The organism is Spiractinospora alimapuensis, from assembly GCF_018437505.1.
GTDB lineage: Bacteria > Actinomycetota > Actinomycetes > Streptosporangiales > Streptosporangiaceae > Spiractinospora > Spiractinospora alimapuensis.
In genome coordinates this window covers 2,080,137-2,104,008 of the sequence record NZ_CP072467.1, presented here as the reverse complement: position 1 = coordinate 2,104,008, position 23,872 = coordinate 2,080,137, and the positions used below count along the sequence as shown (strand labels likewise).

Here is a 23,872-nt window from a genome sequence, read left to right as displayed (position 1 = left end):
ATCATTCGAGAGCCCTCAAGAACACTCCCCACGCCGCACCGTGGGGCCGCGCCCCCACACCCCCGACGCGCACGTCGCGGGCGAGGTGTGTCCGAGGCGCCACTGTGGGGGGCCCGGCGTCATCACGCGGGTCGGGCGAGGCGAGTTCCACGGCCCTGACAAGCTGGCGTTCCGGCCACCAGTCCCTAGCGCGTTGGGCGGGGGAGGGGGAACGAGCCCTCCACGTCACGGGAACAGCGGCGACGAGTGGCGCCCCACCGTGGGGCGAGGTGGTGTCGTTCGACGCACCGCGTTTTCCCGGAGCGTTGGGGGCTCGCGACCGCCAGGACGACGTTCGTCGCGCCGTTCCAACTCCACGAGGGAACCCACCGAGGCACTCGGCACCGAACGGCCAGGATCCGCCCCTCGGTGTGAGTGGGCTCGTGTGTCGGGCGGAGGCGTGTCCCCGACCACTGGACGCGCGGCGCACGGTCCTCCCGCCCGCCACCCGCTCTGTTCCTGGGGGCGCCTTCTCCGGCGGGGGGTGACCGGTGCCGCGCCCGGCCGTGACCCCGGACACAGAACTGTGGGATCCCACAACCTTCGTCCGACGGATCCTGGCCCGTGCGCGCACTTCCCCTGGCAGGGCGGCGGAGGAGGATGGTCGTGGCCGTAGTAATCCGACAAAGAAGGCAATGTGGACGACGAAACTCGTGACGTGCCCCGCCCGGCCCGGCGACTGCTCACCGGTCGGGACCTCGCGCTCATCGCGCTCTTCGCGGGGTTGCTGGCGGTACTGAGCATGCCGTTCGCCATCCCGATGGGGCCTGTGCCCATCACCCTGCAAACACTCGGCGTGATGTTGGCTCCGAGCATCCTCGGCGCGCGGCGGGGCACCCTCGCGGTCGTCACCTTCCTCGCGTTGACCTTCGCCGGTCTTCCACTCCTCCCCGGCGGGCGCAGCGGGATCGCTGCGTTGCTCGGGCCGACGGGAGGCTACCTCGTGGGGTGGGTCGCGGGCGCGCTGGTGATCGGGCTCCTGACCGACCGGCTCCTGCGCGCGGGCCGTCGCCGCTACTCGTTCTGGTGGGGAGTCGCCGCCAACGCGGCGGGCGGGATCCTCGTCGTCTACGCGTTCGGTGTCCCGTGGACGGCGGTGGTCACCGGGGACTGGACGTTCGCGGCCATCACCGGCTTCGCCGTGTTCCTACCGGGAGACATCGTCAAGGTCCTCATCGCGTCCGCCGTGGCCGCCGGAGTTCATCGCTCCTATCCGGTTCCGCCAGCCGGCCGTGGCACCGGGGAAGCGGAAGCCGCGCGGTGAGCGACGAGAGCGACGCGGTGATCGAGCTCTCCAACGTCTCGCACAGCTATGACGACCGTCCCGTCCTGCGTGACGTCAGCCTGCGGTTGACGGAACGTCGTGTGGGCATCATCGGCGCGAACGGCTCCGGCAAGTCGACCCTGGCCCGGACGCTGAACGGGCTCGTCGTACCGGACTCGGGACGGGTGAGCGTGGACGGGCTCGACACCCGTCGCGATCCCCGGTCGATCCGCCGCAGGGTGGGCTTCATCTTCGCCGACGCCGACGCGCAGATCCTCATGCCCACGGTCGCGGAGGACGTCGCGATCGGGCTTCGCGACCGAGGACGGACCGCGGCCGAGACCGCGACCATGGTGGAGGAGACCCTGCGCCGGTGGGGACTGTGGGCACACCGGGACCATCCGGCGCACCTGCTTTCCAGCGGACAGAAACAGCTCCTCGCCCTCGCCTCCGTGCTGGCGACCGAGCCCAGCGTGCTGGTCTGCGACGAGCCGACCACTCTGCTGGACCTGCGCAACCTGCACCGGCTGCGTCGCGCGCTGCGGGCGCTCCCACAGCGGGTCCTGCTCCTCACACACCATCTGGACATGCTCACCGAGTTCGATCGGGTCCTGGTGATGGACGAGGGCCGTGTGGTCTTCGACGGGCGCCCCGAGCCGGCGGTCGCGTTCTACCAGGAGCTCATGGGGTCGGACGAGTGAGCGTCGTGGGGGTGTACGTGCCCCGTGACACGTGGGTCCACCGCGCGCCCGCGGGGGCGAAGACCCTGACGTTGATCGTCGTAGTGACCGCCGTCGTGCTCGTCGAGAACCCGTGGTTCCTCGGGGCGTGCGTGGTGGGCGCGTTGGCGCTGTACCTGGTGGCTCGCCTGGGATTGGCGTTGGTCCTGCGCGTGGTGCGGCCTCTGGCGCTCTTCCTCGCGGTCCTGGTGTTGTTCCAGGGGTTCTTCGCCGGTTGGGACGTCGCCGCCTTGGTCGGTACGCGGCTCACCGTAATGGTGTTGCTGGGTGCGCTACTGAGCCTGACGACGCCGGTCAGCGCGATGCTCGCCATGTTCGAACGTGTCCTGCGGCCGTTGCGCGGTCTCGGCGTCGCCTCCGACCGAGCCGCGTTGGTCCTCGCGCTCGCGATCCGGGCGATTCCCATGGCGGCGCAGGCGTGGCGACGGTCCCGGGAGGCCTATCTGGCCCGCGGGGCTGCGCCGGCGGCCGCACCGGCTCGTGGTCCCGGTGATCGTGGCGTTGATTCGTTCGGCCGAGGCCATGGGAGAGGCGATGGCGGCCCGGGGCGTGGACTAGTTCGTCCTGTCCCACACAGGTCGGGCCGACGACGGCGAGGTCACGGGGTCAGCCCTCGCCTACCGGGAAGTGGTGCGAAGGATCCTGACACTGCGTGTACGGGGTTAACGTTCCGTGTGCCGCGAATTCAGGACAATACGGTACGCACCACCTGGTCTTTTCGGACGCATGGACGGTACGCTTGCGGATCGTTACTCCCCTGTCTCCTTTCAAGGGTGGTTTGTGTCGTCCCCTCCGCAACGAAGTCGACGTGCCCGGCGCCGCCGTGCGCGACGCCGATCGGCGTGGATCCTCTTCTCCTGTGGCGCCCTCGTGGGTATTCTCGTTCTCGCCCTGGCGGGACGGGAGGCGTTCGGTAGCTCGGAGGTCGCCCCTCGCGCGGACGCCGAGTCGCTCGCGCCGGACCCGGTGGCCAAGTCGGAGCGGATTGGTGAGGCGGCGGAGGAGATGGCGGAGGACCGTTCCGCGGAGATCGCCGACACCATCGACTCCTACCTCGACGACCGTGGAGTGCGCCTCGGGATCTCCCTCTACGACCTCAACAGCGGCGTCAGTTTCGACTACGCCAACGACGAGCTCTTCACCACGGCGAGCACCGTGAAGGTCAACATCCTCGTCGCCCTCCTGCTGCAGGCGCAGGACGAGGACCGGACCCTGACCGACGAGGAACGTCAGCTCGCCGACGAAATGATCACCGTCAGTGGTAATGACCCCGCCAACACCCTGCACGCGCGGATCGGATCCAGCGCGGGCTTCGAGAGCGCGATGTCGGAGTTCGGTTTCGCCGACACCGAACCCGGTGCCGGCGGCGTCTGGGGGTCCACTCAAACCACCACCACGGATTCGTTGCGCCTGTTGGAAGGGATCGTGACCGAGGAGAGTCCGCTCTCCGACGCGAGCCGGGAGTACGTCCGACAGCTCATGGCCGACGTGACCCCGGAACAGGTGTGGGGGGCGTCCGTCGCCGCCGGAGCGCAGGACGAGGTGGAGATCAAGAACGGCTGGGTCCCCCGCGACAGCGACGGGGGCCGTTGGTCGGTGAACAGCATCGCGCACGTGTTCGGGGCCGATCGTGACCTCTTGATCGCCGTCTTCTCCGACCAGCACGCCTCACAGGAGGCAGGCGTCGAATGCGTCGAGGACGTGGTGACCGAGGTGATGACGGGGCTCTACCCGGGATGGGCGCCGGCCCCCGACGGTGGAACGGATCCGTCGACGGACGGAGAGGAACATCCTGAGATGGACGCTGAGGGGCAAGAGTGATCGACCTACGTTCAGACACGGTGACGCGCCCCACGCCCGCGATGCGGCGTGCGATGGCCGACGCGGAGGTCGGCGACGACGTCTTCGGTGACGACCCGACCGTGCACGCGTTGGAGAGGGAGACCGCGGAGGTCCTCGGGAAGTCGGCCGCCGTGTTCGTCGCGTCGGGAACCATGGCCAACGCGTCGGCGCTCCTCGCCAGTCTCGACAGCGGCGACGAGGTGCTCCTCCACGCCCGCAGTCACATCATGACCCACGAACAGGGCGGAGTCTCGGTACTGACCCGGGCACTCCCACGTCCGTTCGACGCGCCTGACGGGGCGCCCAGCGACGAGACCCTCGACCGGTGGGTCCACGGCGCGGACGACATCCACCGCGCCCGCCCACGACTCATCTGCCTGGAGAACACCCTCTTCGGCATGGCGACCCCCCTGTCGGAACAGCGGCGCGTCGCCACCTTCGCCGCGGACCACGGACTGGGGGTGCATCTCGACGGGGCACGGCTGTGGAACGCCGCCGTCGCCCTCGAGGCCACCCCGGCCGAGGTGGCCTCGTCCGCGGACACCGTCAGTGTCTGCTTCTCCAAGGGGCTCGGCGCCCCGATCGGTTCGGTCGTCGCTGGCGACGTCGAGACCGTCGCCCGGGCCCGCCGCGCCCGCAAGCTCCTGGGCGGCGGTATGCGCCAGGTCGGTATCATCGCCGCCGGCGCGCTGTACGCTCTGCGGCACCACAGGGAACGCGTCCGCGAGGACCACGACCGTGCCCGCACCCTGGCCGACGCCCTGAACGCCATGGACGGGCTCGACGCGACCGCGAACACGAACATCGTCCGCGTCCACCGCCCCGGACCTGGCCGCTCCGCTGCGCGACGCCCTCGCGGCCCGTGGTGTGGGATGTGTGTCCATGGGCTCCGACCTGATCCGTCTCGTGGTGCACCTGGACGTGACCGACGACGACATCACCGCGACCCTCTCCGCGGTGGAGAAGGCCCTCGCCGAGCTCACCTGAACGACTCCACCCACCGCGGTGGGCCCGGACCGACGGGTCACACCCCCGCCCGTCGCGCTCACCTCCAGCCTTGTCCGTCGCCGCGGGGACCGTGGGGCGGCGATGGCGGTTGTCCACCGTGGCCGATGAGTGCGGCCCACGAACGGACGAGCCACCGTACGTCTGGCCGTCGCGGAGCGTCGACGGTGTTCCGGTTCCTGTGCGGGGTATCTTCACGGTGCGGTGACCAGGCGCTTCAGTGGACGTCGGTGAGGGTGTGAGCGTAGAGGCGGTCGGGGTCGTGGGTGGTGGAGCTGTCGGTGGGGCCCGGTGGGCGCGATGATCGTGATCGCGCACCGGGGGGCGTCCTGTTACGCGCCGGAGAACACGATTCCCGCGTTCGTGGCGGCGCGCGAGTGCGGCGCGACGATGGTCGAGCTGGATGTCCGCCAGACGGCCGACGGAGCGTTCGTGGCCATGCACGACGCCTCCCTACGTCGCACCACGGACGTGTGTCGTGTTTTCCCGGACCGTCGGCCCTGGCGGGTCGGAGACTTCACCCTCGCCGAGATCCGTCGTCTGGACGCCGGCTCGTGGTTCGGAACGCGCTTCCAGGGGGAGCGGGTACCCACCGTCCAGGAGGCGCTCGGGGTGCTGCGCCACAACCGCCTCCGGGCATTGGTCGAACTCAAGGCGGAACGTCCCGATCCCACGCTGCCGACGCGGCTCGCGCGCTGTCTGCGGTCCGATCCCTACTGGGGTGAGGAATCGGGGCGTCTGGTGGTGCAGAGCTTCCATCGCGGGGCCGTCCGCCAGCTCGCCCGGCTGGTGCCCGAGGCGCACTTCGCGGTGCTCGCTCCCACGTACGGGGCGTTCGCGTTGGCCCAGGTCGCCGAGTACGCGAAGTTCATCAACCCCCACTTCCTCCGCGTGCGTCCCTCCCTGGTTCGCTACGCCCATTCCCTGGGCTTGGAGATCTTCGGTTGGACCGTCAACGGTCCCAAGGCCACCCGGCGCCTCGTGCGCAGCGGAGTGGATGGCATCATCACCGACTTCCCGGACCGCGTGGCGATGGCGGTCCGGACGGGTTGGGAAAGACGCATCCGGGGAACGGCCTTCCTAACGGTGCGGCACGACCGGACAGCGGGAAGGATGCGCACGGTTCCTCGGTCGAATCGGCGTACATCCAACGGTTGACCCCTCATTGTCTGCAAGAGGCGCATGCACGTGCATTCGGCTCTTGCATCTGCATGGTCTAGAGGGGATACTTGCTGTCGCACGCCAATCGGGAGCCCACCGAGACGACTGCAAGGGGATTGCGGTGACCGGACACTCCACCCAGAAGTCGGGACACGGCACGGCTGAGTGGGCATGGGATCCGCCAGGCCTCAGCGGTGCGGTCCTGTCGGAGAACTCGTGGTGGGTCGCGGCACTCCGCGGTCACGACGGGGTTCTGGACTTCGCCAATCGTGGTGACAATCGCGCGGCGTGGCACCTTGAACCCGACTCAGAATCGGTCAAGGTAGCACGGGGTCTATTTCGCGCTACCGCCTGTGATTGGGGAATGGGCCACGTTGTCAGCGACGTCGAGTTGATCGTTTCGGAGTTGCTGACTAACGCATTGCGCCACACGCCGGCGCCAGCGCGTGGGGAGGCAGCCGCGGTGCAGGTCGTGGCGCTTCACCGAGGAGATGAATTCGTTTGTGCGGTGCGGGACCACAGTGATCTTTTGCCGTCGCCGCGTGAGCCTGATTTCATGGCGGAGACGGGACGCGGCCTGCAACTCGTCGCCTGCTTCAGTCGGCAATGGGGAGTAACTCCGGTTTACCCCCATGGGAAGTTCGTTTGGGCTCTGCTTTCATGAGGTGACCTGAGCTCCACCGATGTGATCTTGGTCCGATCCGTAATGGTCCCAGGATTCACAACGGCGGCGAGATCAGGCACACTTTGGACTGCGATTCGGTTGGGAGCGCGCACGGCGGGGCGTGCGGCTCCTCGGGCCAGTATCGTGTGACAGTCGCGCTTGACGGTTCATGGGAGCGGTTCCTGACGGGAGAGGTTCCGTCGCGTGGCGAGGTCTGGGGAGGTATCTGCGGTGAATGCTGCTCAGCCGGGAAGCGGGCCGACGGTCCGCCGTATCCTGCTGGGGCACCAGCTTCGCAAGCTGCGCGAGTCGAGGCAGATCAGCCGGGAGGATGCGGGCTACCGCATCCGGGGTTCCGAATCGAAGATCAGTCGATTGGAGCTCGGGCGCGTCGGGTTCAAGAAGCGCGACGTCGAAGACCTCCTCACCCTGTACGGGGTCAACGACCCCCAGGAACGCGACGACCTGCTCACCATGGCGGAGGAATCCAACAAGCCGGGTTGGTGGCAGCAACACAGCGAAGCACTGCCCAGTTGGTTCCCCTCCTATGTCGGCCTCGAAGAGGCCGCGACCCGGATCCGTACCTACGAGGTGCAGTTCATCCCGGGTCTCCTGCAGACCGAGGCGTACGCGCGTAGTGTGATCGCCAGCGGGGACCCCGAGGCGGGCGAGTCGGAGATCGATAGTCGGGTCACCGTGCGCATGACACGCCAGCGCCGCGTCACCGAGCTGCACCAGGCGCGGCTGTGGGCGATCATGGACGAGGCCGCGTTGCGCCGGCCCATGGGTAGCGCTCAGATCATGCGGGAGCAGCTCGAACACATCCGGGAGCTCTGCGACCACCCCAACATCACCATCCAGGTCGTGCCGTTCCGGATCGGGGCACACGCCGCGGAGGGTGGGCCGTTCACGATTCTGCGGTTCCCGGAGTTCGACCTTCCCGACGTCGTCTACCTGGAGCAGCTCACCGGCGCTCTCTATCTGGACAAGCGCGAGGACGTGGACGTCTACACGATGGTGATGGAGCGGCTGAGTGTGGCCAGTCAGACCCCGGGGAAGACACCGGACGTCCTGACCGCCATCATCAAGGACCTCTAGCGAGCGCGTCCCGTGCCCGGGGGCCGTCGTCCGACCCGGGGTCTCGCGGGAACCGGGAGACGTCCCCGCTTCCTTCGGCGTGACTGGGACGCCATCCAGTGGAACCCCGAGAACACGTGTGTGGTTCCACGGTGGCACCGTGGGGCGGTCCCCGCCGTGGGGGCCGTGGAATTGAGGAGCGGGGAGTCCCGTCCCGACCGTTGAGGAACTCCCCGCCGTCTGAGGCGGCGCTTGCCGCGCGCGGTGGATGAGCGATGTGACGTTGACGCTGCGCTGTATCCCCCCGCCAACGAGCGCCTCGTTAGCTCAGAAAGTTGTCGAAGTCTCCGTCCTTCGCGCCCAGGATGAGAGCGTCGATCTCGGCCTGGGTGTAGACCAGGGCGGGGCCACTGGGGAAGCGGGAATTGCGCACAGCAATCGATCCGTCGTCCAGTCGGGCGAGTTCCACGCAGTTACCGCGCGAGTTGCTCCTGCGGCTCTTGACCCACGTGACTCCCTGGAGCGCAGTGCTGGCGATGCCATTCGGCGCGCTGTTCATCCAAGAAGCTCCTAACTCTACGTATACGGAATGCGTGTCGCGGTGATTGGGGCGTCCACGACACGCCTGAGCAGCCACACCTCGGAAGGGCCCGCTGGGTAGAGGGGGTAGCGGGGTGGCGTTGTCCGGTTTCTCCTTGAATACCCACATCGCACCTCCCATCCCGCTGCATGGCCAAATGCACGTGCGTTTGCATCGTACTTTGAATACGATAGCGCACGTGCATTGGAATAGCATGAGAGATCGCGATCTTCCGGAAGCTTTTCTGGTGCCGCATCCGGCCGCCTCGCGCGGGAACGAACGCCGCCGCGCGGGCGTCTCCCGATACGCCGAGGTGGCGTGATCCGCGCCGCGCCGGATCACGCCACCTCGGTGGACTCGGTGCACAGGGTCAGAACAGGGTGGGAACCACGCCTCCGCCGACCACACCGGGAATGAGCTTCAGGGCGCCGCCCACCCAGTACATCTGTGGTGCGTACACCGCGGTGAGGTACATGATCACGCCGACGGTGAGCGAGAGCGCCAGGGCACTGCGCCACATCCCCATACCGCCGCGGCGCACGATGTAGGCGAAGACCAACGGGGCGAAGGCCATGAACCCGAGGTAGATGACGACAGCGGCGAACACCACCACCCAGCCCAGTACCTGGAGGTTGCGGGCCAGCGCGGTGTAGGACACCTCTGGGCGTTCCTCCGCCTCCGCCATGTCGGGAGTCCCGGCGTCGATCTTCGCGATGCCTCGTTTGACTCGGGGGGAGATCTCCGATGCCAGCACGACGAGCATCAGGGCTCCGGTGATGGCGCCGATCGCCAGTGGGAAGGTTCCCGATCCGTCGTCGTAGGAGCGTGCCGCGAGCATGAACCCGCCGATGGCCAGCAGTAGGAAGACCGCGAAGGCGATGCCGATCACGCGTTCCTCCTTGCGTGGCCCGGAGACCGGCACGGTGGGCTCGGTCGCGATGGCCGTCGCGGTCGCCGCCGTGCCTGTCCCCGCGGCCGGAGTGACGGCCAGCTCGCCCGGCTCGTCAGTGGAGTCGGAGCGGTTCCGGGGCCCGGGGCCGTCTGACCCGTCGGCGGGCTCACCACTCCCGTCGCCGGTGTCGACGCGGCGGCGCCCGATGAAGCCGGTGACGGCGAAGGTCGCGATCATCGTCCCGATGATGATCCAGACGATGTAACCCTCGAAGAACCCGGCGATCGAGCCCTGCGAGATGGTCATCGTCTGTACGAAGGAACGCTCCGCGTCGACGCCCAGGAGGAAGCCGAGGATGAGGACCACGGCCGGGTAGTTGAACAGGTGGAGGAAGTAGCCGAGGACGGCGAGCGCGACCACGATGGAGATGTCCCAGACGCTGCCCTTGGACACATAGGCGCCAACGAACGAGAAGCTCACCACGATCGGCACCAGGTAGGAGGTGTGCACGGTCGTCACGCGCGACACCAACGGGGTGGCCGCGGCGCCCATCAGTGCCACGGCGATCTGGCCGAGGACCAGTGCCAGGATGATCACCATGACCAGCCGCAGGTTCTGGTTGAACAGGGTGCTGCCGATCGAGACCCCGTGCATCAGCAGGGCGCCGAGCAGGATCGCGGTGTTGATGTCGCCGGGGATGCCGAAGGCCAGGGTGGGCATGAGCCCTCCGCCGTCCTTCGAGTCGTTGGCGGCCTCCGAGGCGATGACCCCCTCAGGGTGACCCTTGCCGTACTCGTTCGCGTGCTTGGAGGTCTGCTTGTTCAGCAGGTAGCTGAGGAACGCGGCGGTCGCTCCACCGACCGCGGGCACGATTCCCATCAGCACGCCGAACAGGGAGCTGCCCAGAGTGCGCCCGGGGCGGCGGAGGACGTCGCCGATGCCCTGTCTGGCCTGCTGGACGTAGGTGCCGCGCGCGGTGGCGCCCGCGGCCGACTTCGTGACGCTTGGATCGACGACGTACCGCCTGGTGCCGATGAAGATCATCGGAGTGACCGCGAACAGCCCCACCAGCAACGCGATCTCCGGGATCCCGTCGTAGAGGAAGTCCATACCGAGCGTGAAGCGCTCACCGGGGAACACGTAGTTCCGGCCCACGAACGCCAGCAGGAGACCGAGCCCGCCGGCCACGAGCCCCTTGATGGTGTTGCCCTTCGACGCCAGGGAGATCATCGTGATGCCGAAGATGATGAGCCAGAAGGTCTCGCGCGTGGTGAACTCGGTGATGATCGAGGAGATCGCGGGGATCAACGCGTAGAGGGCCGCCGCTCCCACGATGGTTCCGGCGACACAGGACGCCGCCGAGAGGAATATGGCGCGGGTCGCCTGCCCCTTCAGCGCCATGGGATGGCCGTCGAAGGTGGTGCAGACGTTCGCCGGCGTCCCGGGAGTGTTGATCAGGATCGCGGGCAGGGAGCCACCGAAGGACGCGCTGGACATGATGGCGACGAACATCAGGATGGCGTAGTCCGCGTCCATCCCGTAGGTGAAGGGCAACAGCAGGATCATCGCCTGGCTCGCCCCGAGTCCAGGCAGGATCCCGAATGTCAGCCCGACGGCCGCGCCAGCCAGTAGGCACAGGATTCCCATGGGGGTGAACATCAGGGTGAGAGCCTGAAGGAGGGCGTCTAACACGGGTTACTCCTGGTGCGAGGACTGTTTCGCCCTGGAACATCCCAGTGAGCCGCCGCGTCGACGAATGCGCGGTCGGATCAGGGGAACGCCGGCGTCCCGCGTCAGGGGTGAGTGGACACCTCAGGGCGTCTGGGTCTTATCCAACCATGTCCGGAAATCGACGGCTTCCCTGGCCATGGGTGTCGCGGGCGCGACGCGCGGCCGAAGTGACGGTCAAAGACGCGGCGAAGGAGGAATGGCAGGAGTTCAGATGCCAAACACGTATGCACAGCACGAACGTTGGGAGACGTTAGAAGACGGCCTCCCGACCGTCAATACGTGCCCGGGGTGTTCGAGGACATGGATAGGCAACGGCCACGGACTTGTTACCCAACTGCCGCGAGCCCGGTGACCCGCGTTCGCGTCCTGGGCGACGCGTCCCCTTGACCGTGGCGCCCGCGCACGAACCTCGCCGGGATCGTCGCGGGTCGGGTGCCGTGCGTCAGTTGGCGTCCCGGGGCTCTTCGGCCACCGCGAAGTCGAAGTTCACGGTCTCCCCCTCCACGCTCGTGGTTGTCACCGTGATGTCGAAGACGTGGTCGGTGTCGGTCAGCGCACAGGTCACCGAGGCTCCCTCCAGCGCCGGAAGGTCGTCCGGGCAGTGCAGCGAGTCCGGCTCCCGGTCGAACTGCTCCGCCAGCCGCGCGCTGATCTGGCTCGCGAGCTCCCCTGAGTCCACCACTTCGGAGGTGAGCTCGGCCTCGTTCAGCTCAGACTGGCAACCGGATGCGGCGAGGAACGCGGCGAAGACCGCCGCGCCCAGAGGGATCCGCGGAATTCGGGCCTGGCGCGATCGGGTGCTCGTCATGGTCCGATGCTCTCGGTAATTCCTTGGTGACGCGAGCACTCTTCGGTGTGTCGGGAGTGTGGTCCCTGTCAGCGCCGACGGGGAACGGGAGTCGGGGAGAGGTCCACACGGCGCAGGAACTGGGCGTTGACCGCCACGATGATCGTGGAGAGGCTCATCAGGACGGCGCCCACGGCCATGGGAAGCACGAACCCCGCCCATGCCAGGACACCGGCGGCCAAGGGGATGGCGACGATGTTGTATCCGGCCGCCCACCAGAGGTTCTGCACCATCTTGCGGTAGCTGGCGACACTCAACCGCCGTACGGACACGACCGCACGCGGGTCGTCGGACGCCAGGACGATTCCGGCGGACTCCATGGCCACATCAGTGCCGGCTCCGATGGCGATCCCCACGTCCGCTCGGGCGAGTGCCGGAGCGTCGTTGACCCCGTCACCCACCATCGCGACAGTGCGACTGCGGCGTTGCAGGTCGGAGACGGTCGACGCCTTGTCCTCGGGGAGGACCTCCGCGAAGACCTCGTCGATGCCCAGGTCCGCGGCCACGGACTCGGCGACCGGTTGGGCGTCGCCGGTCACCATCACGACCGACAGTCCCGTGTCGTGCAGCGCCCGGGCGGCGTCCCTGGACTCCGGTCGAGGCTGGTCGGCCAGCGCGACCGCGCCGATCACCTCCGTGCCGCGGACGACGTAGAGCACGGTGGCTCCGCGATCCGTCCAGGATCCGGTGGCGCCCAACAGGGCGTGCGGTGCGTCCAGCCCCCGCGCGCGCAGAAGCGCCGGGCCGCCGACCATCGTGGTGGTGCCGTCGATGGTGGCACGCACCCCACGGCCGGCCATCGACGTGAAGTCCCGCGCCGTGGGTACGGAGAGCGAACGGCTCTGGGCGGCCGCCACGACCGCGCGCGCCAGAGGATGTTCGCTCTGCGCCTCGACGGCGGCCGCGGTCGCCAGGACCCGGTCGTCGTCGCCCAACGCTGCCGTGATCCCGATGACCTGGTGCGTGCCGGTCGTGAGAGTGCCGGTCTTGTCGAAGAGGACGGTGTCCACCAGCCGCATGCGTTCCATCGCCAGCCGGTCCTTGACCAGGATGCCGTTGCGCGCGGACTTGGCGGTGGCGATCGCCGTGACCAGGGGGATCGCGAGCCCCAGCGCGTGGGGGCAGGCGATGATGAGCACGGTGACCGAGCGAACTACGGCGTTTCCCGGCTCCCCGAGGAGCGTCCACACCACGGCGGTGAGGATCGCGGCGAGCAGGGCGAGGTAGAAGAGCAATGCCGCGGCCCGGTCGGCGAGTACCTGACTGCGCGACGAGGACGCCTCCGCCTCGGCGACGAGTCGGTGTATGCCCGCCAGCGCCGTCTCCTCGCCGACGGCGTCGACCTCGACCTGGATCGCGTTGTCGGTCGCGACGCTCGCGGCCACCACGTGATCGTCGACGCCGCGGGTCACCGGGACGGACTCGCCGGTGATCATCGACTCGTCGACCGCCGCCTCACCGTCGACGACGCGTCCGTCGGCGGGGATCCGCCCTCCCGGACGAACGAGAACGTGGTCACCGACCCGCAGCCCGGAGAGTGGGACGGGGTGGGGCGCGCCGTCGTCCCCGATTCGCTCAGCGGTGTCCGGCAGGAGATCCGCCAGCGCGTCCAGCGCCCCACGCGCCTGCCCGATGGCGCGCATCTCCATCCAGTGCCCGAGCAGCATGATGTCGATCAGGAGCGCGAGCTCCCACCAGACCTCCACGTCGAAGAACCCGAGACTCGCACTCAGGCTGGCCACCCACGCGACCGTGATCGCCATGCCGATCAGGAGCATCATGCCGGGCTGGCGAGCACGGATCTCGGAGAGCGCACCGGTGATGAAGGGCCAGCCGCCGTAGAGGAAGACCAGGGTGCCGAGGAACGGCGAGACCCAGGGCAGGCCGGGGATGTCCGGGACGGAGTACCCGAACCACATCTGGATGTGTGGACTCAGCCAGACGATCGGCACGGTGAAGACGAGGGACAGCCAGAACCGGTCCCGGAACATGGAGGCATGGTCGCCATGCCCTCCGTGGCCACTCCCATGACCCCCGTTGGAGCCGTGGGTCCCCGTGCTCGTACGCCTTCCGGGGCGCGGTTCGGGGCGGTGCGGCCGGCCGTCACCCCTGGGACCTCCGGACCCGCTCCCGTCGTCGTCGGCGTTGCGCGCGTGTCCGTCACGACCAAAGGGGGAATGGTGGGAGTCGTGGGTGTCCATCACTCCTCCTGGCATCTCGCACGTGTCCCGAGGACGTTATACCCCGTACGGGTATACATCAAGACGCCGCGCCGTGACGCCACGTGACGGCGGGTGGAATCGCGGATCACGGCCTGACCAGCACACCTCTGGGAACGCGTCCGCACGGCGGCGTGCGGGAGCCCGGCGGGGCCACACCTCGCGTCGAACCGGGAGACGGTGCGGATTCGGCTGCGTGACGCCGTGAGAACGTCCCGGAGTCCCACCTCTGGGCCGGGGTACACCGCCGCCCACGTCAGCAGCCGGGCCCCGATTCCTGGTGTGCTCTGAGCTGCGGCTTCACGACTGAAGGCCAGGCTGGGCGCTTGAGTGCTCCGCCCCCGAGGGATAATGGCCGGATCATTCGTCCCTGGGGGTAATTGTCTATGGAGCTGGACTGGTGGGAGATCTTCCTGCGCGTCGGGTGTGCGTTCTTCTTGGGAGCCATGGTCGGCTTCGAGCGACAGTGGCGGTCCCGGATGGCGGGCCTTCGCACCAATGCGCTGGTCGCCACGGGGGCGGCCCTCTTCGTTCTCCTGTCGGCTGACCTGGACGACGTGAGCCCCACCCGAATCGCCGCACAGGTGGTCTCGGGCATCGGATTCCTTGGTGCGGGTGTCATCCTGCGCGACGGCGTCAACGTACGCGGTCTGACCACCGCGGCGACCATCTGGTGCGTCGGCGCGATCGGCGTGCTGGCCGGGGGAGGGCAGTACGCCGGCGCCGCCGTCGGCGCGGCGACGGTCATGGCCGCGAACCTCGTGCTGCGCCCCATCTCGCGTCGTGTCGAACGCGGGGTCGCCTCCGCGAGCAGCGAGTTCCTCACCTCGTACCTCCTGCGGGTCGTCTGCCGCGACGAACAGGAGGCACACGTGCGCGCCCTGCTGATCCAAACCCTCTCCGGAGGCAACTTCACGTTGCGCTCGTTGCACAGCGAACACATCAATGGCGACGGCGAACACGTCGCGGTCCAGGCGGACCTGACGACGACCGGACAGCAACACGCCCTCCTGGAGCAGGCCGTCAGCCGGCTGAGCCTGGAACCCGGCGTGAGCTCGGTGCGCTGGCAGGCCCTCGACGAGGCCGAAGCCTAGCGGGCGCCGAGGTCACGAGCCCCACGTAGGGCCGGCGGGGCCCGCCGGCCCTACGTCTGGGCGGCGGGCCCTTCAGAACACCACCGCGTACTCGGCCACCTCGGCCTCCAGACCCGGCGGGATGTCGGCTCGGATCATCGCGTCCGCGACCGACACGAACGGGCCGAGCTCCGTACGCGTCAGCACGATCGCCCGCGCCCCGTGAGCGCCCACGCCGGGCAGTTGGGCCAGCGCCTCCTGTGGGGCCCGATTGAGGTCGACCAGGCCGCCGTCGTCGTAACTGGTCGCCCGGTCCGGGCGACCAATCCCGAGTTCGATCGCGGTCGTCGGATCCTGGTGGGCCAGGGCGCGAGCCTCCTCGCGGCGGGTACGGCGCTGTTCGGTCGCCTCGCGCGACGGGGCGTTCGTCGCCGCTGGGGCGACATGGTCGGCCCGTGGCCACGAGGGCGTCGGGTTCGGCGCGTGCCGGGCGGCGACCGGGACGTGCCCGGTCCACGCGTGGGGGGTCGCTGGCGTGGACACCGCGGACGGCGGTGCCGGAACGGTTGGAGGAGCTGGCGCCGCCGGGGGAGGGGGTGCCGCGGGGAGAGGGAACACGTGGGGACGCAGGATCAGCGCGGCGGAGGTCGACACCACGAGGTTCCCGATGAACAGCGCGTCGAACACGATGGTCTCCTCGATGTCGACCGTGAGGAGGAGTCCCACCAGGGCGGCCGAGAAGACCACCGCCGCGATGACGGTCGCGACCGAGCGTCGCTTGGCGGCGGCGAAGCTGAAGGTGAAGGCGGCCAGGAGGCCCAGACTCAGTGGAGCGAGCGCGACCCAGACGATCCCGCCCCACAGCAGGAGGCGTCGTCGACGGACGAGCGCGCGGTCGGCGCCGGAAGGGGCGTTCGGCGGTGCACTCCACACGGGGTTGTTGGCCACGGTGTGTTCCTTTGCGCGTGGGCCGGAAGCGTCCGCGACGGCGGCGTGTCTTCACTCCCGGAGAACAAACGGGGGGATTGGCCCCCATTCTCCCACCTCACCCCCCACCCTCCCCCTGCCTCTTCAGGATTTCTCCACCCCCATCAGAATTCCCACACCCCGAGCATGTGGGTGTGCACCCCGATATGCCATAGCGGGGTGAACCGCTACCGGGGAAAGGGAGTGGGAGCGGGCAACAGTTGGCGATCCCTGGACGGCGGCGCGCACTCACCCTCGGTGAGGGCGACGAGACGCGCGTGGAAATCGGGGCAGGAGTAGAAGTCGCCGGACGGGCAGTGCAGCGGATGTTCGATGACCTCGCGGGCGGTGCGGAGCCGCGCGATCCGCTCGTCGAGTTCGTCGGCCTGACGTCGCAGCAGGTCGCGGCGGGCCGCACCAGTCTCCGCGTGGACGAGCTCCCGCAGCCGCTCAAGGCTGACCCCCACCTCCTGCCCGGCGAGGATCACGGCGACGCGCGCGATGTGCTCCCTGCCGTAGCGCCGGTGGCCGTTGGGTCGTCGATAGGGCTGGATCACGCCCACGGACTCCCAGTGGCGCAGGACATGGGTGGCGAGGTCGAACCGCTCCGCCAGCTCACCGATGGACATGTCATCCGGGTTTGACTTCATGCCGACATTAACTTCCACAGTGGGGGTACGAGTCAACACCACGGAGAGTGAGGTGCGGCGGGATGGTCGACGACGACGCGACGGCACAGGTGCGGCAGCGCTGGGACGAGGCCGCCCCACGGTACGACAGAGGCGCTTCCCTGGAGGGGATCGTCATCTCCGACAGTCGCGCGTGGCTCTGTGGTCGGGCGCGAGGAGTGACGCTCGAGATCGCGGTGGGGACGGGACGCGATCTCGAGCACTACGCCGCGGGTGTCGAACTCACGGCGGTCGACATCAGCCGCGGGATGTTGGCGCGCGCACGCGCCCACGCCCGTCGGCTCGGGCGGAACGTGGACCTCCGGGTGGCCGACGCGCAACGGCTGCCGTTCCCCGACGGCTCCTTCGACACCGTGGTGTGCGCGCTCGCGCTGTGCACGATCCCCGACCAGCGCGCCGCCATCGCGGAGATGTGGCGCGTGCTGCGTCCCGGGGGTCGGCTTCTGCTCGTGGACCACGTCGAGTACACGCGGGCGCCGTGGCTCTGGTGGGAGCGACGACGTCCCCGGCCTCGGTCACGCCCCCTGACGCTGGTGCGGGAACGGGGGTTCGTCATCGACCGGGACCAGCGACTGCGGTGGGGACTGGTGGAGCGGGTGGCGGCCCACCGGCCGGACTGACCAGACGACATGGGCCGGCGAACCTACGGTCCGCCGGCCCATGTGTGTCAGGCGTCGGTGCGCACCACGTCGTGCCCCTCGGCGAAGTGGCAGGCGCTGGGGTGGTCCGTCCCCGGGCGGACGGTGAGCTCGGGATCCTCCACCGTGCAGATGTCCTCGGCCTTCCAGCACCGGGTGCGGAACCGGCACCCCGAGGGCGGGTTCGCGGGGCTGGGAACGTCCCCGGACAGCAGGATGCGTTCCCGCGAGTCCCGCCCCACCGGCGTCGGGTTGGGAACCGCGGAGAGCAGGGCCTGGGTGTAGGGGTGACTGGTGTTCTCGTAGATCGCCGTGTCCGAGCCCGACTCCACGAACCGCCCCAGGTACATCACAGCGACCCGGTCGGAGATGTGGCGCACCACGGACAGGTCGTGCGCGATGAAGATGTAGGCGAGCCCGAACTCGTCCTGCAGCTTCTCCAACAGGTTGATGACCTGCGCCTGGATGGAGACGTCCAGCGCGGACACCGGTTCGTCGCACACGATGATGCTGGGCCGCAGTGCCAGTGCCCGCGCGATACCGATGCGCTGGCGCTGTCCACCGGAGAACTGGTGGGGATAGCGGTTGATGTGGTTCGGGTTGAGGCCCACGACCTCCAGGAGTTCCTGGGCGCGGCCCCGTCGCTCCGCCACCGGCACGACGTCGGGGTGGATCGCGAAGGGCTCACACACGATGTCGCCGACCGTCATCCGAGGGTTCAGCGACGTGTAGGGATCCTGGAAGATCATCTGGATGTCGCGGCGCATCCGCTTCAGCTCCGCGCCCCGAAGGCTCGCGACGTCCAAGCCATGGACCTCGATCGAGCCCGAGGTGGGACGCTCCAGACCCACCAGCATCTTGGCCAGCGTCGACTTACCGGACCCGCTCTCGCCCACGACACCGAGTGTCTCGCCCGGCCGCAGGGAGAAACTCACCCCGTCGACGGCCTGCACCGCCCCGATCTTCCGCTTGAACAGGACCCCCTGCGTCAGCGGATAGTGCTTGACCAGGTCGCGGACCTCCAGGACGGGCTCCGCCGACGGTGTCGCGAGGTCACCGCTCTGCGTCATCGAGAACCTCCTGGTGGTAGTGGCAAGCCGCGCGGCGTCCGGCACCGATCTCGTACAGCGGCGGTGCCGCGGTGAGGCAGTCCTCCTTGCGGAAGCGGCACCGTGGGTTGAACGCGCACCCCGAGGGCATGTTCAGCAGGTCCGGCGGCGCCCCGCTGATCGCGTGCAGGTCACCGCCCTTCTGGTCCAGCCGTGGGATGGAGTCGAGCAGGCCACGGGTGTAGGGGTGGGCGGGAGCCTCGTAGGCCTCGAAGACGCCGGCCTGCTCCACGACGCGACCCGCGTACATGACCGAGGTCCGGTCGGCGATGTCGGCGACGACGCCGAGGTCATGCGTGATGAGGATGAGCCCCATCCCGCTCTCCTGCTGCAGTTCCCCGAGCAGTTCCATGATCTGGGCCTGCACCGTCACGTCGAGGGCGGTGGTGGGCTCGTCGGCGATGAGGATCTCGGGGTCCAAGGCGATCGACATCGCGATCATGATGCGCTGGCGCATACCGCCGGAGAACTGGTGCGGGTAGTCGTTGACCCGTTTGGCGGCGGCGGGGATGTGGACCCGCTCCATCAGCTCGATCGCCCTCTTCTTGGCGTCCGAGCGGGACATGCCGCGGTGGACCCGGAACATCTCCGCGATCTGCCAGCCGACGGTGAACACCGGGTTCAACGCGGAGAGCGCGTCCTGGAAGATCATGGCTATGCCGTCACCGCGGATCTTCCGCCGTTCGGCGTCGGACATGGTGAGCAGGTCGGAGTCACGGAACCGGATGGATCCACCCTTGACCACCGCGGGCGGCATATCCAGGATGCCCATGATGGTCTGGGCCGTGACGCTCTTGCCGGATCCGGACTCGCCCAGTACGGCCAGTGTCTCGCCGGGGTCCACGCTGAAGCTCACGCCGTTGACGGCCTTGACGATGCCCGCGCGGGTGTGGAACTCGACCTCGAGGTCCTCGACCTCCAGTAGCGCCCCGGAGCGGCTGTCTGAGTCCCTGGTCTGCAGGGTCACTGCTTCACAACTCCTATCGCAGCTTCGGGTCGAGAGCGTCGCGGACGGCGTCACCCAACATGACGAAGGCCAGCACCGTGACGCACAGGAACGCCGTGGGGAACGCCGTCAGGAAGAACGCCTGCCGGATGAAGTCCCCCGCTTCGGAGATCTGGATTCCCCAGGAGACGACCGGCGGCCGAAGGCCCACGCCAAGGAACGACAGCGTCGCCTCCGCGCTGATGAACGTGGCGATCAGCAGCGATCCGTACACGATCACCGGAGCCAGCGCGTTGGGCAGCAGGTGCCGGAACATGATCCGGAACGGACTCGCGCCCAGGGCCCGGGCGGCCTGCACGTAGTCGGCCTGTTTCACGGCGTAGACGGCCGATCGGGCGATTCGTGCCACCAGCGGCCAGGACAGGAGCGTGAGCGTGCCCACCACGAGCGACATGATCATCACGGGTCCCGCACCGCTCTGGGAGCCGGCGAAGGTGGTGAGGATGATGATGGCGCCGAGCACGAACGGCAGGCCGAGCAGGATCTCGCCGAAGCGTGAGATGAGGGAGTCCGCCCACCCGCCGAGATAGGCGGCGAGCATGCCCAACAGGCCACCGAGAACGGTGGTGACCAACGTCGCCGCGAGTCCCACGATGATCGAGGCGCGCGCGCCGTAGATGGTGCGCGCGTAGACGTCGCGACCCTGGCGGTCCAGTCCGAACCAGTGTTCCGCGCTGGGGCCCTCCATGTTGCGGCTCAGGTCCGCGTAGTGCGGACTGACCCGGGTGAAGAGACCGGGAAACGCGGCCATCAGGATGAACAGGATGATGAGACCGAGCGAGATCCAGAAGATCGGCCGGCGTTTCAGCTCGTCCCACGCGTCGTCCCACAGTCCGCGTGGGCGTTCGCTCGGGCCGGCCTGAGCTAGCTGTTCACTCATATCGGATCCTGGGGTCGAGAACGCCGTACAGCAGGTCGACGACGAGGTTGGCGATGATGTAGATCAGGACGAACAGGGTGGCGACGGGCACCACCACCGTGGCGTCCAACCGCAGCACGTGGCGGTAGACCAGTCCGCCGAGTCCGTTGATGTTGAAGATGCCCTCGGTGACCACGGCCCCGACCATCAAGGTCCCCAGGTCCAGCCCGATGAGGGTGACGATGGGGATCAGTGAGTTGCGGAGTAGGTGGACGCCGATCACTCGTCGCCGCGGCAGCCCCTTGGCGATCGCGGTACGGACGTAGTCGGCGCGCAGGTTCTCCGCGATCGTCGTTCGTGCCAGCCGCGCCAGGACCGCTGTCGTGGTGGTCGCGATGACGATGCCCGGGACTATGAGCTCGCCCCAGGTGGCGTCCCCCGACACTGTGGGCGTGATGATGCCCCACTGGACGCCGAGCAGCCACTGCAGGAACCGACCGAGCACGAAGACCGGCACGGAGAGGGCGAGCAGCGTGCTCACGAAGACGAGGTTGTCGAAGAAGCTGTTGCGGCGCAGGCCGGCGATGACGCCGGCGACGACGCCGATCACGATCTCGAAGGCGAGGGCGACCAGGGCCAACCGGATGGTGATCGGGGTCGCCTGCGCGATCAGGTCGGAGACGGGGACCATGTTGTAGGTCAACCCGAGATCGCCCTGGAGCATGTTGGCGATGTAGTGGCCGTACTGCACGAGCAGTGGCTCGTTCAGTCGGAACTGTTCGTGCATGGCGTTGATGTACGCCTCCGGGCACGCCCGGTCCCCGCAACGTCCGGCGAAGGGGTCACCGGGAATCCGCCAGACGACCACGTAGACCAGGAACGTGGTGCCGAACAGGACCGGGATGACCTGGAGCAGTCGCCGGAGCAGATAGCGGCCCATGTGTGTCCTCTCACAGGCTGGCGGAGCGCCCGGACCTGGGCGCTCCGCCGCGAATCACCGCGTCTGGCTACTGCACCGTCAGGCGTTCGTAGGCGGGAACGCTGAACGGGGTGACCTCAACATTGTCCATGTTCTCGGAGTAACCCGTGACCGTCTGGCCCGCGAAGATCGGGAGGGTCGGCATGTCCTCGGCGAGGATCCGCTCGGCCTCCTGGTACAGCTCGCCGGCGTCGTCCTCGTCGTGGGTGCCTCGCGCCTCGGACATCAGGTCGTCGAAGTCCTCGTTGCTGTAGTCACCGTCGTTGGAGGACGCGTCGGTCTCGAACAGCGGGGTGAGGAAGTTCTCCAGGTGCGGGTAGTCCATCTGCCACCCGGTGCGCAGCAGACCCGCGTACTGCCGGTCGTTGATGTTCTCGCGGAACTCGCCGAAGGTGGCGACGGGAACGGCCACGGCCTCGAAGCCGTCGACGTCCTCGAACACCTGGTTCCAGCTCGTCACGGTCGCCTCGACCCACTCGCGGTGGTCGGCGTCGTCGTTGAAGAAGAACTCGACCTGGTCGGGCAGCTCGTAGCCGTCGTCCAGGGCCTCCTCCATCAGCTCGTTCGCCCGGTCCGGGTCGAAGGTGCAGAACTCGCCGCAGGCGTCGTCCTGGTAGGCCTGCACGACGCTGGTTCCCCAGCCGTCGGCGGGACCGTTCGATCCGTTGAAGATCTGGTCGGACATCTCTTCACGGTTGGTGGCCATGGACAGCGCCTGGCGGAACTGCGGGTGGTCGTAGCCGTCCTCGTTGACCGTGATGGTCGCGGAGAAGACCAGACCGGACTCCTGGGCCACGTACCGGTCGCCGAGGTCGTCCTGGTAGACGTCGTCGGCAAGGGCCGCCGGCGTCAGGCGGGTCATGATGTCGAGGTTGCCGGAGGTGAGGTCGGCGTAGGCGGCCTCACGGTCCTCGTACATCTTCCAGGTGATGCCGTCGATCTGGGCACCCTCGTCACCGGGGTAGTCGTCCCAGGCCTCGACGCTGATCTCCTCGTTGTCGCTCCAGGAGGAGAACTGGAACGGGCCGTTGCCCACGGGGTTGCGGCCGAACTCCTCGGGGTCGTCGTAGAAGGAGTCGGGGTAGGGCGCGTAGACGGTGTAGCCGAGCTGGAACGGCCACAGCGAGAACTCCTGGTTCAGGGTGACCTCGAAGGTGGTCTCGTCGATCACCTCGAGACCGGACATCTCCTCGGCTTCGGGCTCGGCGTCCTCGTCCTCGGGGTTGAGGTCCTCATACCCCTCGATGTGCTCGAACCAGTAGTTGTTGACGAAACCGTTCGGGCCGTAGGCGTTGTAGTTCCAGGCGTCCACGAAGTGGCGCGCCTCGAGCTCGGTGCCGTCGTGGAACGACCAGTCATCCCGGATGGTGATGGTGAACGTCTGGTCGTCCTCGGTCTCAATGGACTCCGCGATGAGGTTCTCCGGCTCAGCGGTTTCCGGGTCGTACTTGACGAGCTTGGAGAAGAGGGCGTCGAGAATGTCGCCACCGAAGACCTCGTTCGTGTTTCCGGGCACGAGCGGGTTCTCCGGCTGACCTCCATCGATGGTCACCGTCGCACCGGCGTCGGAGTCTTCTCCTCCTCCTGAGCCACACGCTGTGAGCAGGAGCGTCGCCGCGGCTGTCGCGGCGATGAGTGGACGGGACCTATGGACTGCCATTGTCGAGCGCCTCCTTATAGGCACGGGGGAAATCAGCAGCGGTTGAGACTATCAGCCGCACTATTCCCTGACCTGCGAAGACGCGCAATACCTGTGCGGTTACAGTTGAGTAACACGCAGATACTGAAGTGACTCCTGACACTCCCCGGAGTTTCGAACTGAAGTTCGAATTGCGATGTTGTTGTGGTTGGCGTCCCACCTGTAGTTAGTGATCGCTAAGGGCGAAATTCTCGACGCCATTGTGATTTCGACGGGGAGGGCTACTCGTCCAGGGTCCAGTCGCAGCCGCCGGAAAGTTCCAGCGCGACGTCGGATTCCTCGATCGTCACCACTCCGGGGCCCTCCAGGTTGTCGTTGGCGATGATTTCCTCCAGTTCGCCGCTGGTTCCGGAGAGTCGTGCCCAGTAGCACATCGGGAGGATGTCGTCCTCGTCCGGGCCGTCCGTCTGGTACGTGCCCGCCGGGATGTCGTCGTCGACCAGGTGGATCCCGTTGCCGACCGTTGTCCCGGTGTCCTCCTCGGTCTCCTCCGCCTCGTCTCCCGTGTCCGCGTCTGCCGCGTCGACGGTTTCGTCGGGATCGGAGGCGGTGCTGGCCACGACGGCCATGCAGCCGACGCCGCCGATGGCGAGGACGGCGGTGATGCCCAGGCAGCCGATCCCCAGCTTCGCTCCGGTGGACATGCCGCGACGGGGGGCGGGGCCGTGGTTCATGGTGGTGCTCCTTGTGGTGTGTGGGTCGAGTGGGGGCTCGATCAGACGGCGCTCTGTGAATCAATTTAACATACCAACTTATGTGAAATGAATGAACATGACTGTCGGTCGAGTGGGCC

General features: G+C 68.0%; 21 protein-coding genes and 1 pseudogene. 10 read left to right on the top strand and 12 right to left on the bottom strand.

From position 1 onward, the window contains the following. The first annotated feature begins 781 nt into the window (after nucleotides 1–781). The 8 genes and pseudogenes from J4H86_RS09645 to J4H86_RS09615 all read left to right on the top strand — a co-directional run bounded on the left by J4H86_RS09645 (nucleotide 782) and on the right by J4H86_RS09615 (nucleotide 7,813). Complete coding sequence (locus tag J4H86_RS09645; protein ID WP_236543964.1) at nucleotides 782–1,303, top strand: biotin transporter BioY; 522 nt, start codon at nucleotides 782–784, stop codon at nucleotides 1,301–1,303. Between the two features lie 17 nt (nucleotides 1,304–1,320). Then, nucleotides 1,321–2,004, top strand: coding sequence for an energy-coupling factor ABC transporter ATP-binding protein (locus J4H86_RS09640; RefSeq protein WP_236543963.1), 684 nt, complete (start codon nucleotides 1,321–1,323; stop codon nucleotides 2,002–2,004). Continuing rightward, a complete protein-coding gene (locus tag J4H86_RS27420; RefSeq protein ID WP_330932510.1) occupies nucleotides 2,001–2,960 on the top strand; it encodes an energy-coupling factor transporter transmembrane component T family protein in 960 nt (319 codons plus the stop codon). The genes J4H86_RS09640 and J4H86_RS27420 overlap by 4 nt, the downstream gene beginning before the upstream one ends. After that, entirely contained in the window at nucleotides 2,914–3,864 is a 951-nt protein-coding gene (locus J4H86_RS09630; protein WP_236543168.1) for a serine hydrolase, read from the top strand. The genes J4H86_RS27420 and J4H86_RS09630 overlap by 47 nt, the downstream gene beginning before the upstream one ends. A gap of 41 nt (nucleotides 3,865–3,905) precedes the next feature. Next, a pseudogene (locus J4H86_RS09625) lies at nucleotides 3,906–4,640 on the top strand (threonine aldolase family protein); the annotation flags it as partial. A 550-nt stretch (nucleotides 4,641–5,190) separates the two neighbouring features. Next, entirely contained in the window at nucleotides 5,191–6,048 is an 858-nt protein-coding gene (locus J4H86_RS09620) for a glycerophosphodiester phosphodiesterase (RefSeq protein ID WP_236543167.1), read from the top strand. Nucleotides 6,049–6,172: 124 nt separating this feature from the next. After that, nucleotides 6,173–6,715, top strand: a complete 543-nt coding sequence (locus J4H86_RS27615; protein WP_394356468.1) for an ATP-binding protein — start codon at nucleotides 6,173–6,175, stop codon at nucleotides 6,713–6,715. Between the two features lie 231 nt (nucleotides 6,716–6,946). Further along, nucleotides 6,947–7,813, top strand: coding sequence for a helix-turn-helix domain-containing protein (locus J4H86_RS09615; RefSeq protein ID WP_236543166.1), 867 nt, complete (start codon nucleotides 6,947–6,949; stop codon nucleotides 7,811–7,813). Nucleotides 7,814–8,114: 301 nt separating this feature from the next. On the opposite strand, the gene J4H86_RS09610 is transcribed toward J4H86_RS09615, so the two are convergent. The 4 genes from J4H86_RS09610 to J4H86_RS09595 form a co-directional block, all read right to left on the bottom strand. Then, the gene (locus tag J4H86_RS09610; protein WP_236543165.1) at nucleotides 8,115–8,351 is read right to left on the bottom strand and encodes a DUF397 domain-containing protein; all 237 of its coding nucleotides are present in this window, start codon (nucleotides 8,349–8,351) and stop codon (nucleotides 8,115–8,117) included. A gap of 391 nt (nucleotides 8,352–8,742) precedes the next feature. Beyond that, entirely contained in the window at nucleotides 8,743–10,956 is a 2,214-nt protein-coding gene (locus J4H86_RS09605; protein WP_236543164.1) for a tripartite tricarboxylate transporter permease, read from the bottom strand. A 481-nt stretch (nucleotides 10,957–11,437) separates the two neighbouring features. After that, nucleotides 11,438–11,803 (bottom strand): DUF4333 domain-containing protein, encoded by a 366-nt coding sequence (locus J4H86_RS09600; protein ID WP_236543163.1) that lies wholly within the window; start codon nucleotides 11,801–11,803, stop codon nucleotides 11,438–11,440. 68 nt (nucleotides 11,804–11,871) lie between these two features. Next, nucleotides 11,872–13,833, bottom strand: a complete 1,962-nt coding sequence (locus J4H86_RS09595) for a heavy metal translocating P-type ATPase (protein WP_330932509.1) — start codon at nucleotides 13,831–13,833, stop codon at nucleotides 11,872–11,874. Nucleotides 13,834–14,447: 614 nt separating this feature from the next. Here J4H86_RS09595 and J4H86_RS09590 point away from each other — a divergent pair. Continuing rightward, nucleotides 14,448–15,155 (top strand): MgtC/SapB family protein, encoded by a 708-nt coding sequence (locus tag J4H86_RS09590; RefSeq protein WP_236543162.1) that lies wholly within the window; start codon nucleotides 14,448–14,450, stop codon nucleotides 15,153–15,155. 72 nt (nucleotides 15,156–15,227) lie between these two features. Here the strand turns inward: J4H86_RS09590 and J4H86_RS09585 are convergent, their stop codons facing one another. Both J4H86_RS09585 and J4H86_RS09580 read right to left on the bottom strand, forming a co-directional pair. Continuing rightward, the gene (locus J4H86_RS09585) at nucleotides 15,228–16,082 is read right to left on the bottom strand and encodes a ComEA family DNA-binding protein (protein WP_236543161.1); all 855 of its coding nucleotides are present in this window, start codon (nucleotides 16,080–16,082) and stop codon (nucleotides 15,228–15,230) included. Between the two features lie 206 nt (nucleotides 16,083–16,288). Then, the gene (locus J4H86_RS09580) at nucleotides 16,289–16,750 is read right to left on the bottom strand and encodes a MerR family transcriptional regulator (RefSeq protein ID WP_236543160.1); all 462 of its coding nucleotides are present in this window, start codon (nucleotides 16,748–16,750) and stop codon (nucleotides 16,289–16,291) included. 62 nt (nucleotides 16,751–16,812) lie between these two features. Between J4H86_RS09580 and J4H86_RS09575 the strand changes: the two genes are divergently transcribed. Beyond that, complete coding sequence (locus tag J4H86_RS09575) at nucleotides 16,813–17,409, top strand: class I SAM-dependent methyltransferase (protein WP_236543159.1); 597 nt, start codon at nucleotides 16,813–16,815, stop codon at nucleotides 17,407–17,409. Nucleotides 17,410–17,456: 47 nt separating this feature from the next. On the opposite strand, the gene J4H86_RS09570 is transcribed toward J4H86_RS09575, so the two are convergent. The 6 genes from J4H86_RS09570 to J4H86_RS09545 form a co-directional block, all read right to left on the bottom strand. Further along, complete coding sequence (locus tag J4H86_RS09570; protein ID WP_236543158.1) at nucleotides 17,457–18,497, bottom strand: ABC transporter ATP-binding protein; 1,041 nt, start codon at nucleotides 18,495–18,497, stop codon at nucleotides 17,457–17,459. Next, nucleotides 18,481–19,503 (bottom strand): ABC transporter ATP-binding protein, encoded by a 1,023-nt coding sequence (locus J4H86_RS09565; protein WP_236543157.1) that lies wholly within the window; start codon nucleotides 19,501–19,503, stop codon nucleotides 18,481–18,483. Before J4H86_RS09565 ends, J4H86_RS09570 begins: the two co-directional genes overlap by 17 nt. A 13-nt stretch (nucleotides 19,504–19,516) precedes the next feature. Further along, the gene (locus tag J4H86_RS09560) at nucleotides 19,517–20,422 is read right to left on the bottom strand and encodes an ABC transporter permease (RefSeq protein ID WP_236543156.1); all 906 of its coding nucleotides are present in this window, start codon (nucleotides 20,420–20,422) and stop codon (nucleotides 19,517–19,519) included. After that, a complete protein-coding gene (locus tag J4H86_RS09555; protein ID WP_236543155.1) occupies nucleotides 20,415–21,341 on the bottom strand; it encodes an ABC transporter permease in 927 nt (308 codons plus the stop codon). Before J4H86_RS09555 ends, J4H86_RS09560 begins: the two co-directional genes overlap by 8 nt. 67 nt (nucleotides 21,342–21,408) lie before the next feature. Next, on the bottom strand, nucleotides 21,409–23,040 hold the full coding sequence (locus tag J4H86_RS09550) for an ABC transporter substrate-binding protein (protein WP_236543154.1): 1,632 nt from the start codon (nucleotides 23,038–23,040) through the stop codon (nucleotides 21,409–21,411). A gap of 260 nt (nucleotides 23,041–23,300) precedes the next feature. Next, nucleotides 23,301–23,753, bottom strand: coding sequence for a hypothetical protein (locus J4H86_RS09545; protein WP_236543153.1), 453 nt, complete (start codon nucleotides 23,751–23,753; stop codon nucleotides 23,301–23,303). Nucleotides 23,754–23,872: the final 119 nt, after the last annotated feature.